Source organism: Mycobacterium sp. NGS59 (assembly GCF_059812345.1).
The window spans coordinates 19,487-35,280 of sequence record NZ_JCALCN010000019.1; the positions used below are offsets into that span (position 1 = coordinate 19,487).

Genomic DNA, 15,794 nt, shown 5'->3' on the forward strand with positions numbered 1-15,794 from the left:
GAACAACGCCGGGCATCAACCAAAGAAGGCGGCGGCGTCGTCGTACCGGCTTTCGGGTACCAGCTTGAGTTGGCGCGTCGCGTCGGCCAGCGATACCCGCCCGATGTCCTGCCCGCGCAGTGACACCATCTGCCCGTACTCGCCCGCGTGCGCCGCGTCGGCGGCGTTCACCCCGAACCGGGTGGCCAGCACCCGGTCGTAGGCCGTGGGGGAACCACCGCGCTGCACGTGACCCAGTACCGTCACGCGCACGTCCTTGTTGATGCGCTTCTCCACTTCGAGCCCGAGTTGGGCTGCCACGCCGGTGAACTTCTCGTGACCGAATTCGTCAATTCCGCCTTCGCGCAGTGCAATTGAGCCTTCGACGGGCTTCGCGCCCTCGGCCACTACGCAGATGAAGTGCGAATCCCCTCGCTGGAAGCGGCGTTTGACGAGCCGGCACACCTCCTCGACATCGAAAGGCTGCTCGGGAATGAGCGTCATGTGCGCGCCGGACGCCAGACCGGCGTTCAACGCGATCCAGCCGGCGTGCCGACCCATCACCTCGACCAGCATCACCCGCTGGTGGGATTCGGCGGTGCTGTGCAACCGGTCGATGGCGTCGGTGGCGACCGTCAACGCGGTGTCGTGCCCGAAAGTGACGTCCGTGCAATCGATGTCGTTGTCGATGGTCTTAGGAACCCCGACCACCGGGACGTTCTCCTGGGAAAGCCAGTGCGCGGCCGTCAGCGTGCCCTCCCCGCCGATCGGGATCAGCACGTCGATGCCGTTGTCGTCCAACGTCTCCTTGATCTGTTCCAGGCCGGCCCTCAGTTTCTCGGGATGCACGCGCGCCGTGCCCAGCATGGTGCCGCCCTTGGCCAGCAGTCGATCGTTGCGGTCGTCGTTGCGCAGTTGCATGCGGCGGTTTTCCAGCAGTCCGCGCCAGCCGTCCTGGAAGCCGACCACCGACGAGCCGTACCGGGCGTCGCAGGTACGCACTACCGCCCGAATGACTGCGTTGAGGCCGGGGCAGTCGCCGCCGCCGGTGAGTACTCCGATGCGCATGCTCTCATCTTGCCCCGCGCCCCGCCCGATCGCGCGAGCTGGGGGAACCTCCCGCTCGCGAGCAGGGGGAACCTCCCGCTCGCGAGCAGACGCAGAATCGCACCAGAAGTCACCTTTTCATGCGATTCTGCGTCTGCTCGCGGGGCCTAGATTGCGGTGGGCAGCGCGCCGCGAGCGGCCTCGTAGGCCGCGCCCACCCGATACAGCCGGTCGTCGGCCAGCGCGGGCGCCATGATCTGCAGCCCCACCGGCAGCCCGTCGTCCGGAGCCAACCCCGACGGCACGGACATGCCGCAGTGACCGGCCAGGTTCAGCGGCAGCGTGCACAGGTCGAACAGGTACATCGCCAGCGGGTCGTCGACCTTTTCCCCCAGCCGGAATGCGGTCGTCGGGGTCGCCGGCGACACCAGCACGTCCACGGACTGGTAGGCCTCGTCGAGATCGCGGGCGATCAGCGTGCGCACCTTCTGCGCCTGGTTGTAGTAGGCGTCGTAGTAGCCCGCGGACAATGCGTAGGTGCCGATCATGATGCGGCGCTTGACTTCTGGCCCGAAACCGGCCGCCCGGGTCATCGCCATGACCTCCTCGGCGCTATGCGTGCCGTCGTCACCCACGCGCAACCCGTAGCGCATCGCGTCGAAGCGCGCCAGGTTGCTCGACACCTCCGAAGGCAGGATCAAGTAGTAGGCGGGCAGCGCGTAATCGAAGTGCGGACAGTCGACTTCGCTGATGACCGCGCCCAGCGCCTTGAGCTGCTCGACGGCGGCTTCGAACGAGGCAAGCACGCCGGCCTGGTAGCCCTCGCCGCTGTGCAGCTGGCGCACCACGCCCACCCGCACGCCGCTCAGGTCACCGGAAGCGCCGGCCCGAGCGGCGCCGACCACGTCGGGCACCTCGGCGTCGATCGAGGTGGAGTCGCGCGGGTCGTGCCCGGCGATCACCTGATGCAGGAGCGCGGTGTCCAGGACGGTGCGCGCGCACGGCCCGCCCTGGTCCAGCGACGACGCGCACGCCACCAGGCCGTAGCGGGACACGGTGCCGTACGTCGGTTTGACCCCGACGGTCGCGGTCAAAGCGGCCGGCTGCCGGATCGAACCCCCGGTGTCCGAGCCGATGGCCAGCGGCGCCTGGAAGGCGGCCAGCGCCGCCGCGCTACCCCCCCCGGAGCCGCCGGGAACCCGCTCGACGTCCCACGGGTTGCGGGTCACCCCATAGGCGGAGTTCTCGGTGGACGAGCCCATCGCGAACTCGTCCATATTGGTCTTGCCGAGGATCGGGATGCCGGCTTCGCGCAGCCGGGCGGTCAGGGTGGCGTCGTAGGGCGCCTGCCACCCTTCGAGGATCTTGGAGCCGCAGGTGGTGGGCATGTCGGCGGTGGTGAAGACATCCTTGAGCGCCAGCGGTACCCCGGCCAGCGGCGACGGCAGCGGGTCGCCAGCCGCAACGGCCCGGTCGACGGCAGCCGCGGCGGCCAGCGCCTCATCGGCCGCAACGTGCAGGAAGGCTCCGTAGCGGTCGTCGGTGGCCTGGATCTGGTCCAGACAGGCCTGGGTGACCTCGGCCGACGACAGTTCCTTGGCAGCGATCTTGGCGCCCAGCGTCGCCGCGTCGAGCCGGATGATGTCCGTCACTGGCTCTCCCCGAGGATCTGCGGGACGGCGAAGCGGCCGTCGACGGCCTCGGGCGCGGCGGCCAACGCCTGCTGCTGCTGCAGCGACGGCCGCGTCTCGTCCGGGCGGGTGACAACCTGATCTTTCAAGACGTCCTTGAGCGGGTTGTCGGTGGCTTCAACGCCCGTGACGTCGACGGCCTGGATCTGGCTGACGTGACTGATGATGGCGTCGAGTTGACCGGCGAAGCTGTCCAACTCCGCCTCGGTCAACGCCAACCGGGCCAGCCGGGCCAGGTGGGCCACCTCGTCGCGGGAGATCTGGGACACGAGCGGAAAGCCTAGTCGTCGGCGATCAAAGCCTGTCGGCTAGCACCTCGCGTGGGGTTACCCTCATGCAGGGATCACACCAAGCATCGGATCGATAGTCGTGCTCAACGAATTCGGGCATTACCGCTTGCTACGGCTGCTGGCCGGGGCGCGCTGCGACGTGTACGCCGCCGAGAACACCACCAGCCGACGACAGGTCGCGTTGAAGATCCTGCCGGATTGGACCGATTCAACCGAGCTGCGCGATCGGCTGCGGCAAGACATGGCCGTCGCGACCCTGTTACGCGAGCCCCACCTCGTTCCGGTCGAGGAATGGGGTGAGATCGACGGTCGCATCTATCTGGAGATGCCGCTGCTGAGCGGCACCGATCTGCAGACGATGTTGGATCGCGAAGGTCCACTGGGTCTCTCCGAGGCGGCCGACCTGGTCTGTCAGATTGCCGACGCGCTGGAGGCTGCGCACCACGCAGGGCTGATCCACTCCGGCGTAGCACCGCAGAACGTCTTCGTCGCAGACGACGGGTCGGCGCATCTGATGGGCCTCGGCTACCGCGATTACCTGGCGCAATGCCAGTCGAGCGACGACGACATGGCCGACCCCGAGCCGCTGCTTGCCAATCTGGTCGGGTTGCCCCCAGAACGGTTGACGGCCGACGAGCGGTCCGAGCGCGCCGACGTCTACGGACTCGCCCAAGTCGCATATGCCTGCCTGACCGGGGCGCTCCCCCATCCGGCTACCGACGCGCGCCAGCACATGGCCGAGATCCTGACCGTGACGCCGCCACCGCCGAGCGAGCTGCGCCCAGGTCTGCCGGCCGGCATCGACGACGCGATCAGTCGTGGCATGGCCAAAGATCCCGCGGAGCGCTTTGCCGGCCCGGGCCATCTGGCCAACGCGATCCGCGACGCGCTGGGCACCGAGGACGCCGACGAGCGGGTGCCGTTCGGGCCGTATCGGTTGCTACGCAAGCTATCCGACACGAACGTCCCGTGCTGGGAAGCCGAGGACGCCACGACCTCGGCCCGGGTCACCCTGAAAATGTTCGCGACGGGCGACGCGGAGGATCCCCTGGTCCGTCGGGTGAAACGGGACGCGAGCATGGCGGCCATAGTGCTCAGAGCGCTCGGTGAACCGCAGCTCGTCGTCGTCGACCACATCGGCGAGGTGGACGGGAAGTTCTATCTGCAGATGCCGTTCATCGACGGGATCGTCCTGGACACGATGTTGGAGCGCTACGGACCGCTCACCCCCTCACGTGCGGTGCAGATCGTCAGTCAGATCGCGCGCGTGCTCGACGCGGTACACAAGGCGGCGCCCATACCCGGAGCGGTACTGCCGGACAAGATCCTGGTCGGCCACGACAACATGGCCTACCTGCTGTGCGATCCGATACTGCAGGACGGCGGACGCGACTCGGACCTGCCCGGCCAGGTCTATCTCGCACCCGAGCGTCTCGACAGCGGCGACCGCACCAATGCCGGGGACCGTTACTCACTGGCGTGCATCCTCTACGCGTGCCTGACCGGGACGCCACCCGACTGCGGCGACGAGCCACCAAAACCCAGCGTGGTCAACGAGTGGGTGCCTGCCACGTTCGACGACGTCATCGCACGCGGCATGGCCACCGACCCACAACAGCGGTACCCGACCGCCGGCGAGCTGGCCACGGCTGCCCGCGGGGCACTGGCGTCGGTGGCGGCCCAGACCATGGAGCAAACGAGTCCCGTTCAGACGGTGGAGATTTCGACGGTGAGCAGCCCGGTCTGGTCGCCGGTCTGCACGGTCTGCGGCGAGATTGCCGAGGCGGGCCAGCACGCGATGTTGTGCCGCAACTGCCGAGAGCAGGGACTCCCGCACGAATTGGTGCGACGAGTGGGGGGCGACTCGGTCGAACCGGTCACCGTCGCCGGCTACACCCTGCTGGACCTGCTCGACCGGCGTGGGCCCGGGCCCGTCTTCCGCGCCCGCTCCCAGCAGACCGGACAGATATGCGCCCTGCGGGTCGCACCCAAGGCCGCGATCGCGCCCGACGAGATGCGCCGGCCGCAGCCGTTGTCTGACCTCGCGAGCCTGCGCCACGCCAACATTGTGCAGTTTCGGGAAGCCAAGGCCGTCGGCGAGTTCGTTCTGATCGCTTCGGAATACTGCCCGGGCGACACCGTCGAGGATCTGGTCCGGCGGCTCGGCCGGCTCTCGGTTCGTCAGGCGATGTCGCTGATCCTGCCGTGTCTGGACGGTCTCGACGCAGCCCACAGCTGCACCCGCGGCGACCGGTCGCGGGGCGTCATGCACCGCAACATCACCCCGGCCAGCCTGCTGCTGACCTGGTCTGGAGCCGATCCGGTCACCAAGATCGCCGACTTCGGTTTCGCCACGCCCATTCCGCCCGACCCGGCGTTCACCCCGCTGGCCCAGCTGCTCAAACCCGAGCGGGCGGCGCGGGACGTCGACACCTGGCGGATGGGGGCGTGCCTGTATTACCTGCTGACCGGGGAAGCGCCCCGGCACGCCGCCGCCGGCCAGGATCCCGTCGACGTCGTGATGACCACGACCGCCCGGCCGATCCGTCGGCTCAATCCGGATATTCCGCCTCGGCTGGCCGCCGTCATCGACGAGGCCGTCACCGACACTCCGCATATCAGCATTCCCACCGCGAGCCATCTGGCCATAGCGCTGCGCGAAGTCGTGGCCGCGCGACCCGGCTGAACCGCCCACCACCCCAACGTGCGGGTATGAGCCGACATGCCGTATCCGCGCCGCTGTGCGACAGTGTTGGCCGTGCCGTCGTATCTGTTGCGCATCGAGTTGGTCGACCGACCAGGTAGCCTCGGGTCGCTCGCGGTCGCGCTCGGCTCGGTCGGGGCTGACATCCTCTCGCTGGACGTGGTCGAGCGCGCCTCGGGATACGCCATCGACGACCTGGTGATCGAGCTGCCGCCGGGATCGATGCCCGACACCCTGATCACTGCCGCCGAAGCGCTGTCCGGCGTTCGAGTCGACAGCGTCCGTCCGCATACCGGACTGCTCGAGGCCCACCGTGAGCTGGAACTACTGGACCTCGTCGCCGCGGCCGCAGATCGGGCGGCGAAGCTGCAGGTGCTGGTCGATCAGGCGCCCAGGATCCTGCGGGTTAGCTGGTGCACCGTGCTGCACAGCGCGCAGGGCAAGGTGCAGCGACTCGCCGGCAGTCCGGGCGCGCCGGAAACGCGCGCCGATTCGGCGCCGTGGCTGCCGATCGAACGTGCCGCGACGTTGGACAGTGCTGCCGAATGGGTCCCGCCGGCCTGGCGTGACATGGACACCACGATGGTCGCGGCCCCACTGGGCGACCCACATACTGCGATGGTGCTGGGCCGTCCGGGCCCGGAATTTCGCCCGTCGGAGGTAGCTCGGCTGGGTTACCTGGCCGGCATTGCCGCGACCATGTTGCGCTGACGACCCGTGGCTCAACTCGTCTTCTTCGAATTCGTCGCGTTATATTGAGGGTCCCACTCGGGCGGAGCGACATTTTGCTGTTGCGGTTCCGGACCGGACCGGTTCGGAATCGTCAAGCAGGCACCGCGAACTTTCGACAGGAAACGCGGCACGACTGAATGGAGAGCTCCACTTCCCCCGCTGGTTTGAATTCGATCGTCACCGCCGTGGCGACCAAACTCATGGGGGTCACCGCCCGCAATGCCGCGACTGTCAGCACCGAGGTGCTTTCCGATCTGGTGGGCTTTCTGGGGGTCGATGTCAGCTTTCTAAGGCACAACGACCACCGGACCCAGGCGACGGTGTTGGTGGCCGAGTGGCCACCGCGGCTCGATGTGCCGGACCCGGACCCGCTGCACACGATCTACTTCGCCGACGCCGACCCGGTGTTCGCGATGGCCGAGAACGCCCGAGAACCGGTCATTCTGCGACCCGAAGCCCAGAGCGGGGAATATCGCCGAACCATCGCCGAGGCGAGCGGCGCACCGGCCATCTCGATGGCATGTGTCCCGCTGGTATCCGGCGAGGTCACCACCGGGGTCCTCGGTTTCGTCAAATTCGGCGATCGGGAATGGGACGACGACGAGATCAACGCGCTGACGGTCGTGGCCACCATGTTTTCCCAGGTTCAGGCACGTATCCAGGTCGAGGACCAGTTGAGTTATCAAGCCGGGTACGACGATCTGACCGCCCTGCCTAACCGCCGTACCCTGCTGGCGCACCTCGACGAGCGACTGGCCGCCGACGACGGGCCGGTGCCGGTGTTGTCCTTCAACCTCGATCGGCTCAAAGCCATCAATGACTATCTCGGCCATGCCGCCGGAGATGAGTTCCTGCGTGACTTTGCCACCGAAACCCGGGCCGCGCTGGCGGGTCAGGGACTGATCGCCCGAGTGGGTGGCGACGACTTCGTCGTGGTGCCCGCCGCGGCGATGGACTCCGGGGAGGCACGACGACTGGCCGAGAGTCTCGGCCAGCGACTCACCGACCTGGTGCAGATCGACGGGGAGATGCTCACCCGCACCGTCAGCATCGGCGTCGCGATCGGAAATCCCGGCCGGGACTCCGGCCTGGACGTGCTGCGGCACGCCGACGAAGCGCTGCTGGCGGCGAAAACCTCGGGGGCAGAACGGATCAGCGTCTTCTCCAGCGAGATGCGCGGCCGGCGCGAGATCCACGCCGAGATGGAACTGCATCTGCAGCACGCCATCGAAGCCGACGCCCTCACCGTCGTCTACCTTCCCGAGATCGACATGGTGACCGGCAACGTGCTGGCCGTAGAAGCGTTGGTGCGTTGGCAGCACCCGACCCGCGGACTGTTGCTGCCGGACCTGTTCATCCCCGTCGCGGAATCCCTCAATCTGGCAGGGCAACTCGGGGAGTGGGTGCTCAACGCGGCATGCGCCGACATGGCCAGCTGGCGGGCGGGCGGCGTGGGGACCGGCACCATGTTGCGCGTGAATGTGTCTCCGGCACAACTGGTGGCCCACGATTTGGTGGGCACGGTGAGCCGCGTGCTGGACAGGTTCGGACTCGACGGCAGCGCAATGGGTCTCGAGATCACCGAGAGCATGTTGATCAGGGATCTGGTCAGCACCAGGACCGTGCTGAGCGGACTCACCGACATGGGCGTCGACATCGCCATCGACGATTTCGGCACCGGTTTCAGCGGGATGGGTCTGTTGCGGACTTTGCCGGTGAGCACGTTGAAGATCGACCGCGGGTTCGTCCGCGATCTGGAGCACAGCAGTGATGATCTGGCGATCGTGCGGGCCGTCATAGGCCTGGCCGACGCCCTTGATCTCAACGTCGTCGCCGAGGGCGTCGAGACGCCAGGGGCGGCCCGTTCGCTGCTCGACGAGGGATGTTTTCGCGCGCAGGGCTTCTTGTTCTGTCGCCCGATGACCGCCGCGGCCACTCGACGACTACTGACCGTGGGCTCCGTCTCAACCAATATCTAAGCGCGCGAACGAGATTCGGACGCCACCACTGGGTCGTCATCTTCCCACAGCAGCAGCTGCCGGACCGCCGGGCGCGGGCCGTACGGCCGCAGCATGGTGCTGGCCGGGCGCGGGCGCACCCGTTGTGGCCACCAGAACCATCGTCCGAGCAGCGTCGCGATCGACGGCGTCATGAACGAGCGCACGATCAGCGTGTCGAACAACAGCCCGAGTCCGATTGTGGTGCCGATCTGGCCGAGTACCTGGAAACCGCTGAACAAGAACGCGCACATGGTGATTGCGAAGACGAGACCCGCGGACGTCACCACCGAACCGGTCCCGGCCATCGCGCGGATGACCCCGGTCTTCAACCCCGCGCCGATCTCCTCGCGGAACCGGGATATCAACAACAGGTTGTAGTCAGAACCCACCGCCAGCAGCAGGATCACGGCGAGCGCCAGCACGACCCAGTACAGCTTGATGCCGAACATGTACTGCCACACCAGCACCGACAATCCGAACGACGCCCCCAACGAAAGCGCCACGGTGCCAACGATTACCAGCGCGGCGACCAGGCTTCGGGTCAACAGCATCATGATCAGCAGAATCAGGCTCAGCGCCGCGATTCCGGCGATCATCAGGTCGTATTTCGAGGCGTCCTGGATGTCGGAGTAGGTGGCCGCGGTGCCGCCGAGATAGAACTTCGATTCGGCCAAGGGGGTTCCCTTGACCGCCTCGTGCGCCGCCTTCTTGATCGGCTCGATATGCGAGATGCCTTCGGTGGTGGCCGGATCACCGTCGTGGGTGACGATCATCCGGACGGCCTTGCCGTCGGGTGAGAGGAACAACTTGAGGCCGCGTTGGAATTCGGGGTTGGTGAACACTTCCGGCGGCAGGTAGAAGGTGTCGTCGTTCTTGGCTTCGTCGAAGGCCCGTCCGAGCGCTGTGGCATTCTCGATCGCGGCGGCGGTCTGCGCGTAGATCCCGGACAGCGTCGCGTAATTCGTCATCGTCAGGTCATGGTTGGTCTGTTGACTGGCGATCTGCTCGGGTATCAGCGCCACCAACTTCGGCTGCAGCGCGTCGAGTTTGTCCAGCGTCGCCGTCAGATCCTCGAAACGCGCGCTGAGCTGGTCGATCCCGTCCAACGCGTCGAGTACCGACCTGATCGCGAAACAGACCGGAATATCGAAACAATGCTTCTCCCAATAGAAGTAGCTGCGCAGCGGCCGGAAGAAGTCGTCGAAGTTCGCTATCTTGTTCCGCAAGTCGTTGATGGTGGCGATGGTGTCGCGGAAGCTCTGCGCCTCGCTGTGCGTGGTGGCCGCGAGCTCCTGCTGCAGCGTGTACTGGCGATGCAAGAGGTCGATCGAGTTCGACAACTCACCCGCTTGGCGCAGCATGTCGTTGGCGCGATCACGTTGATACCCAAGGTTTTCGATCTGGTTTGCGCTTTGCGCACTCATCTGGAACGCCAGCGAGGTGTGGTCGAGCGGGGTCCCCAGCGGCCGGGTGATGGTCTGCACCTGGGCGATTCCGGCTGTGTGGAACACCGCCTTGGCTACCCGGTCCACGACCAGCATGTCGGCCGGATTGCGCAGGTCGCGGTCGGCTTCCATCATCAGCAGCTCGGGTTCCAGCCGGGCTCGGGAGAAGTGCCGCTCGGCGGCGGCGTACCCGACGTTGGCTGGGGCGCTGGCCGGCATATAGGGACGGGTGTCGTAGCTGGTCTTGTACCCGGGCAGGGTGAGCAGGCCGACGAAGGCCAGCGCGCACGCCACGGTGAGTACGGGGCCCGGCCAGCGGACGACGGCGGTGCCGATGCGCCGCCAGCCGCGGGTGCGCATCTTGCGTTTGGGTTCGAACATCCCGACGGCGGCACCCAGGGTCAACACAGCGGGCGCGAGGGTGAGCGCGGCCGCAAGAGCGACCAGGATGCCCAGCGCCGCTGGAATGCCCAGGCTCTGGAAATACGGCAACCGTGTGAAACTCAGACAGAACACCGCCCCGGCCACGGTCAGCCCCGAACCCAGCACAATGTGCGCGGTGCCGCGAAACATGGTGTAGTAAGCGGCTTCTCGGTCCTCGCCCACGCTGCGCGCCTCTTGATAGCGGCCGACGACGAAGATCGCGTAGTCGGTTCCGGCGGCGATCACCAACAACGTCAGCAGGTTCGTCGCATAGGTGGACAGTCCGATGATTCCAGCATTGCCGAGAACCGCGACGATGCCACGGGCGGCGGCCATTTCGATCAGTACCGTTACCAAGACGAGCAGCATGGTGAGAAACGACCGGTAGACGAACAGCAACATCAACGCGATCACACCGACGGTGATCGAGGTGACCTTGGCGGTGCCCTTACTGCCCACGTCGAACTGATCGGAGATAATCGGCGCCGCGCCGGTGACATAGGCCCTGATCCCGGCCGGCGCCGGGGTGTGTTCGACGACGTCGCGAACCGCGCCCACCGACTCGTTCGCCAACGCCGAGCCCTGGTTGCCGGCAAGGTTGAGTTGCACGTAGGCGGCCTTGCCGTCGGTACTCTGCGATCCCGCCGCCGTCAGGGTGTCGCCCCAGAAGTCCTGGACGTGCTGGACGTGCTTGCGGTCCTGCCCGATCTTGTGGATCAACGTGTCGTAGTACCGGTGCGCCTCTGCACCCAGCGGCTTGTCACCCTCGAGCACCACCATGGCCGTGCTGTCGGTGTCGAATTCTTTGAACACCTGACCGATGCGCTTGGTCGCCTGCAACGAGGCCATGTCGGGTGAACTCAACGCCACGTTGTGGGTCTTGCCGACTTCCTCCAGCTGCGGGACCGACGCATTCGTGATCGCGGCGAGCGCGATCCACAGCAGCAGGATCGGCACCGACAGCCGCCGGATGGTATGAGCCAGGCGCGGCGGTTCCCGATCGCTCATCCGGACTTGTCCAGGCAGAAGGTGTAGGCGTCCTTGGTGGTGACGGTGCGTTCGTCTTTAACCTTGCCGTCCACGGTGATCCGGCAGCCCAGGACACCGCCATCGCCCTGTGCGACAACGTTTCCCAGCACCGCGGGTTCGGTGGTGGTGATCGTCAGCGACCAAGGCAACGGTGCGTCGCGGACCTGCTGCGGCTGGGCGTGCACATCAAGGTAGTTGATGGTCGCCGTGGCTCCGGGTGCACCGAAGACCTCGAGCACCACGTTCTTGGGATTGAACGGGACGATCTGGTTCGAGATGCCGTTGTTGGCCGCCTCGTTGCGGTGGGCACCGAAGAGTCCATGCAGCCGGTAAATGGCGAACCCGGCGATCGCGACCACGAGGACGGCGACGATCGCCATCCAGCCCCGCCTGACCAGGCTCGAGAGTGAAAACACTTTCACCCGTTGACCTTTCGACTCCGGGGGGTCGCCCCGAGCAGGGCGCCCCGCGCGGCGTCCTGGTCAGCACAGTACGGTACTGGACCGTACTGCACAATAGACGCGGGCGTTCCGGTCGACGGTTTGATCGCCGGGCCTCTCATCCGGTGGGCCGGGTGAGGCCCGGGATGATGAAGTTGTCGACGAGCAATTGCACGGTGCGGCGGGTCGGCGGACTTCCGGGAACGATGCTGCGAAAGATCAGGTAGTGCGGCAACAGGTCCCATAACTCGTCGGTGATGGCGGCTTGGGTGATCTCTCCCCGGTCGACGGCCTGTTGCAGGACGTGCTGGAACACTGCTTTGCGTTGCTCCAGAAACTGCTGTTGCAACGCGTCGTTGAGGGCGGGGTGGCGCGACACCTCCACCAGCACCGCGCGGATCGTGCTGGCGAGCTGGCTGCCTTGCCGGCAGATGGTCTCGCCGAGGTGCAACAGGTCGCCGCGCAGTGTGCCGGTGTTCGGCGGCACCGCGACCTGACGGACGCCTTCGATGAACGCGGCCAACACCAACTCGGCCTTGGAGGGCCAGCGGCGGTACACCGTCGACTTGCTGGCGCGGGCGGTGTTGGCGACGGCGTCCACGGTCAACCCGTCGTAGCCGTGTTCCTGTAGCAGCTGCAACGTCACTGCCAGTAACTCGGCCTCGCGCGGCGACCACGGCGAGACGTCCGCGGACGGGTCGGCGGTCTGGGTCATAGCGCCAACCATAGAACCTATTGGCTGGCCAGCAACTCCCCCAGCACCTGCTGGTTGCGCTCTAGCCATTCGTGTTCCTCGCCGGGGGCAGGCATGATCAGCCCGGCCTCCATGATCGAGGTGGGATCGACGTCGTTGAGCCCGATCAGCAGTGAGCGTGGGTCCTGGCCGGTGATCGACACCCAAGCCGTGGAGAGTTCAGTCAGCAGCCGCGCCCTCGTCTCGCGGTCCCGGCCGGCTCGGATATTGCCGTTGATCACCGCGGCGTTGTTGGGTTTGCCGGCGGTGAAGTACATCCCGGGTTCGTATTCGACGAACAACACGTTGACGAATCCGCGGGGCGCGCCTGTCACGGCACAGTGAATTCCGGTGATCGCCTCGGCCAGCTTCGACCGGGCGTCGACGCTGAGCGATCCGGCCGGGACCAGGCACTGATAGAACGGCATCGTCCTAGTCTGCGCCATCTGCCGGCGTCGCGGGACCCTCGGCCAGCAGGTCCCGGAATCCGTCCTCGTCCAGGATCGGCACGCCGAGTTCGACGGCCTTGTCGTACTTGGATCCGGGCGCGTCGCCGGCCACCACGTAGGACGTCTTCTTCGACACCGAGCCGGCCGCTTTGCCGCCCCGGGACACGATGGCTTCCTTGGCCTCGTCGCGGGAGAAACCGGCCAGCGAACCGGTGACCACGATGGTGAGCCCGGTCAGGTTGCGCGGCACGCCCTCGTCGCGCTCATCGACCAACCGCACCCCGGCCGCGCGCCACTTTTCGACGATCTCGCGGTGCCAGTCGACGGTGAACCACTCGGTGACGGCGGCGGCGATGGTGGCTCCCACGCCCTCGACCGCGGCCAACTCCTCGGTGGATGCCGCCACAATCGCATCGAGGCTGCCGAATTCGGTGGCTAGTGCCCGGGCCGCGGTCGGCCCGACATGGCGGATCGACAACGCCACCAATACCCGCCACAACGGCTTGGCCTTGGCTTTGTCGAGGTTGGCGAGCAGCCGTTTGCCGTTGGCCGACAAGGTGCCGGCTTTGGTCCGGAACAACTCGGTGCGTAACAGGTCGTCTTCGGTGAGATCGAACAGATCACCTTCGCTGTCGATCACCTGGGCCTGCAACAACGCCACGCCGGCCTCGTAACCCAGGCCCTCGATGTCCAGCGCGTTGCGGCTGGCGACGTGGAAAACCCGCTCCCGCAGCTGCGCCGGACACCGCTTGGTGTTGGGGCAACGAATGTCGGCGTCGCCTTCCTTCGCCGGCGCCAAGGTGGTTCCGCACTCGGGACATGTTGTGGGCATGACGAATTCGCGTTCGGACCCGTCGCGCAGGTCGACCACGGGTCCCAGCACCTCGGGGATGACGTCGCCGGCCTTGCGGATCACCACGGTGTCGCCGATCAGCACGCCCTTGCGCTTGACCTCCGAGGCGTTGTGCAGCGTTGCTTGCGACACCGTGGAACCGGCCACCTTCACCGGTGTCATCCACGCGAACGGGGTGACCCGGCCGGTGCGTCCCACGTTGACCCGGATGTCGAGCAGTTCGGTCTGAGCTTCCTCGGGCGGGTACTTGTAGGCGATAGCCCAGCGCGGCGCCCGCGAGGTGGAGCCCAGCCGCCGTTGCAACGCCACCTCGTCGACCTTGACGACAACTCCGTCGATCTCGTGAGCGACTTCGTGCCGGTGCTCACCCCAGTAGTCGACGCGCTCCTGCACGCCGGCCAGGTCGTCGACCAGGGTGGTGTGCTGGGAAACCGGCAGTCCCCACGCTTTGAGCGCCATGTATGCATCGTGCTGGGTCACCGGACGAACACCTTCGGTATGCCCCAGGCCGTGGCAGATCATCCGCAGTTTGCGCCGCGCGGTGACGGCCGGGTCCTTCTGGCGCAGCGAGCCGGCAGCGCTGTTGCGCGGGTTGGCGAACGGCGACTTTCCGTCCTCGACCAGGCTGGCGTTGAGCGCCTGGAAATCGGCCACTTGGAAGAAGACCTCGCCCCGGACTTCGAGCACGTCGGGCAGCGGATACTCGTCGGCGGCAGTGAGCCGGTGCGGGATGTCGTCGATGGTGCGGGCGTTGTTCGTGACGTCCTCGCCGGTGCGGCCGTCGCCTCGGGTCGCCGCACGAGTGAGTCGGCCGTCCCGATACACCAGGGACAACGCGACGCCGTCGATCTTCAGTTCGCACAGGTAGTGCGCGGAGTCGCCGACCTCGGCGTGCACCCGGGCCGCCCAGGCGGACAGTTCGTCGCTGCTGAACGCGTTGTCCAGGCTGAGCATCCGCTCCAGGTGCTCGGCCGGCTCGAAGTCCGTCGCAAACCCCGCACCGCCGACCAGCTGGGTGGGCGAATCCGGGGTGCGCAGCTCGGGATGCTCGGCTTCGAGCGCCTCCAGCCTGCGCAGCATCACGTCGAATTCGGCATCGGTGATGATCGGCGCGTCCCGCACGTAGTAGCGGAACTGGTGTTCGCGGACCTCCTCGGCCAGGTCCTGCCATTGCCGCAGAATTTCCGGGGCGGTGTGATCGGCTGCAGGGGAGCTCACTCTGGCAGGCTAGCCGAGCGCGCCGACACCTCAGCGGCTCTGCCGCCCAGCAAAGCGACGAAAGCGCAGACCCGCCGCCCTGGGTTGCGATTACAGTTTGACGATGGCACCGCGACATTCGTTGCCTCAGCTGACGCAACAAGACGAGCTCACCGACCGCATCCTCGATGCGGCGCTGGCGGAGTTCATGGATCACGGTATCCAGCGGTCGAGTATCGACAGCGTGGCCAGACGGCTCGGTGTCGACCCGTGGGTCGTCTCGCGGAGATTCGAAAAGGATGCACTGGCCAAGGCAGTGATGCTGCGCGAGGCGAAGCGTTATCTGGACAGCGTGGGTCAGAGCATCACCGGCGGTGACCTGCGCTCGGGTGTCGAGGAGGGCTTCGTGGCCGGGGTAGCCCGCCGCCGCGAACAGCACATTCTGGACGCGTTGCTCAAGCGCGACCCGACCGCGGCGATGGGATACCTCGTGGGTCCGGAGGCGGGCCTGCTGCTGGAATACGCGACCAAGATCACGCGCGAGGCATTGCGGCGCGCACCCGATTCGTCTGAGTACACGGCGGCAAGCGTGGACGCGGTGGCGACGGCCATGATCCGGCTGGCGCACTCGTTTTCCAATGCCCCGCCCAACACCGGGATGGACGACCACTACCTGCGCGAAATCGCGCGCAATGTGCTGTTGCCGGTCCTGATGCCGGTCAAGCCGCGCTCGGGCCGTCGGTAAATCCCGGATTCGGCACCGGACGATGTCGAGACCAGGT

General features: G+C 66.7%; 12 protein-coding genes. 4 read left to right on the plus strand and 8 right to left on the minus strand.

Features of this window, described 5'->3' with window-relative positions; genetic code table 11:
- Positions 1–15: 15 nt before the first annotated feature.
- From AC5Y46_RS19050 to gatC, 3 genes are all read right to left on the minus strand, one after another.
- Positions 16–1,047, minus strand: a complete 1,032-nt coding sequence (locus AC5Y46_RS19050; protein WP_499941993.1) for an ATP-dependent 6-phosphofructokinase — start codon at positions 1,045–1,047, stop codon at positions 16–18.
- Between the two features lie 146 nt (positions 1,048–1,193).
- Complete coding sequence (gene gatA, locus AC5Y46_RS19055) at positions 1,194–2,678, minus strand: Asp-tRNA(Asn)/Glu-tRNA(Gln) amidotransferase subunit GatA (protein WP_499941992.1); 1,485 nt, start codon at positions 2,676–2,678, stop codon at positions 1,194–1,196.
- A complete protein-coding gene (gene gatC / locus AC5Y46_RS19060; protein ID WP_499941990.1) occupies positions 2,675–2,986 on the minus strand; it encodes an Asp-tRNA(Asn)/Glu-tRNA(Gln) amidotransferase subunit GatC in 312 nt (103 codons plus the stop codon). Before gatC ends, gatA begins: the two co-directional genes overlap by 4 nt.
- A gap of 100 nt (positions 2,987–3,086) precedes the next feature.
- On the opposite strand from gatC, the gene AC5Y46_RS19065 reads away from it, so the two are divergent.
- The 3 genes from AC5Y46_RS19065 (at position 3,087) to AC5Y46_RS19075 (ending at position 8,422) form a co-directional block, all read left to right on the plus strand.
- Positions 3,087–5,693 carry a serine/threonine-protein kinase gene (locus tag AC5Y46_RS19065; RefSeq protein ID WP_499941989.1) on the plus strand — a complete coding sequence of 869 codons (2,607 nt, stop codon included), beginning with the start codon at positions 3,087–3,089 and terminating at the stop codon, positions 5,691–5,693.
- Positions 5,694–5,765: 72 nt separating this feature from the next.
- The gene (locus AC5Y46_RS19070; protein ID WP_499942353.1) at positions 5,766–6,422 is read left to right on the plus strand and encodes an ACT domain-containing protein; all 657 of its coding nucleotides are present in this window, start codon (positions 5,766–5,768) and stop codon (positions 6,420–6,422) included.
- Between the two features lie 158 nt (positions 6,423–6,580).
- Positions 6,581–8,422 carry a putative bifunctional diguanylate cyclase/phosphodiesterase gene (locus AC5Y46_RS19075; RefSeq protein WP_499941987.1) on the plus strand — a complete coding sequence of 614 codons (1,842 nt, stop codon included), beginning with the start codon at positions 6,581–6,583 and terminating at the stop codon, positions 8,420–8,422.
- Here the strand turns inward: AC5Y46_RS19075 and AC5Y46_RS19080 are convergent.
- The 5 genes from AC5Y46_RS19080 to ligA form a co-directional block, all read right to left on the minus strand.
- Positions 8,419–11,319 carry an MMPL/RND family transporter gene (locus tag AC5Y46_RS19080; protein ID WP_499941985.1) on the minus strand — a complete coding sequence of 967 codons (2,901 nt, stop codon included), beginning with the start codon at positions 11,317–11,319 and terminating at the stop codon, positions 8,419–8,421. The two genes, AC5Y46_RS19075 and AC5Y46_RS19080, sit on opposite strands and share 4 nt — an antisense overlap.
- Positions 11,316–11,720 (minus strand): MmpS family transport accessory protein, encoded by a 405-nt coding sequence (locus AC5Y46_RS19085; RefSeq protein WP_499942351.1) that lies wholly within the window; start codon positions 11,718–11,720, stop codon positions 11,316–11,318. The genes AC5Y46_RS19080 and AC5Y46_RS19085 overlap by 4 nt, the downstream gene beginning before the upstream one ends.
- A 178-nt stretch (positions 11,721–11,898) precedes the next feature.
- On the minus strand, positions 11,899–12,507 hold the full coding sequence (locus AC5Y46_RS19090) for a TetR/AcrR family transcriptional regulator (RefSeq protein ID WP_499941984.1): 609 nt from the start codon (positions 12,505–12,507) through the stop codon (positions 11,899–11,901).
- Positions 12,508–12,512: 5 nt separating this feature from the next.
- Positions 12,513–12,941: a tautomerase family protein gene (locus tag AC5Y46_RS19095; protein WP_499941982.1), complete on the minus strand. Its 429-nt coding sequence runs from the start codon at positions 12,939–12,941 to the stop codon at positions 12,513–12,515.
- A 4-nt stretch (positions 12,942–12,945) separates the two neighbouring features.
- Entirely contained in the window at positions 12,946–15,033 is a 2,088-nt protein-coding gene (ligA, locus tag AC5Y46_RS19100; protein WP_499941981.1) for an NAD-dependent DNA ligase LigA, read from the minus strand.
- A 103-nt stretch (positions 15,034–15,136) separates the two neighbouring features.
- Between ligA and AC5Y46_RS19105 the strand changes: the two genes are divergently transcribed.
- Entirely contained in the window at positions 15,137–15,757 is a 621-nt protein-coding gene (locus tag AC5Y46_RS19105) for a TetR/AcrR family transcriptional regulator (RefSeq protein ID WP_499941979.1), read from the plus strand.
- Positions 15,758–15,794 lie beyond the last annotated feature (37 nt).

Excerpts from the sequence above, each read along its gene's own strand:
- AC5Y46_RS19050 (WP_499941993.1), bottom strand. The coding sequence starts at position 1,047 with ATGCGCATCGGAGTACTCACCGGCGGCGGCGACTGCCCCGGCCTCAAC.
- AC5Y46_RS19075 (WP_499941987.1), top strand. The coding sequence starts at position 6,581 with ATGGAGAGCTCCACTTCCCCCGCTGGTTTGAATTCGATCGTCACCGCC.
- AC5Y46_RS19080 (WP_499941985.1), bottom strand. The coding sequence starts at position 11,319 with ATGAGCGATCGGGAACCGCCGCGCCTGGCTCATACCATCCGGCGGCTG.
- AC5Y46_RS19085 (WP_499942351.1), bottom strand. The coding sequence starts at position 11,720 with ATGGCGATCGTCGCCGTCCTCGTGGTCGCGATCGCCGGGTTCGCCATT.
- AC5Y46_RS19090 (WP_499941984.1), bottom strand. The coding sequence starts at position 12,507 with ATGGTTGGCGCTATGACCCAGACCGCCGACCCGTCCGCGGACGTCTCG.
- AC5Y46_RS19095 (WP_499941982.1), bottom strand. The coding sequence starts at position 12,941 with ATGCCGTTCTATCAGTGCCTGGTCCCGGCCGGATCGCTCAGCGTCGAC.
- AC5Y46_RS19105 (WP_499941979.1), top strand. The coding sequence starts at position 15,137 with ATGGCACCGCGACATTCGTTGCCTCAGCTGACGCAACAAGACGAGCTC.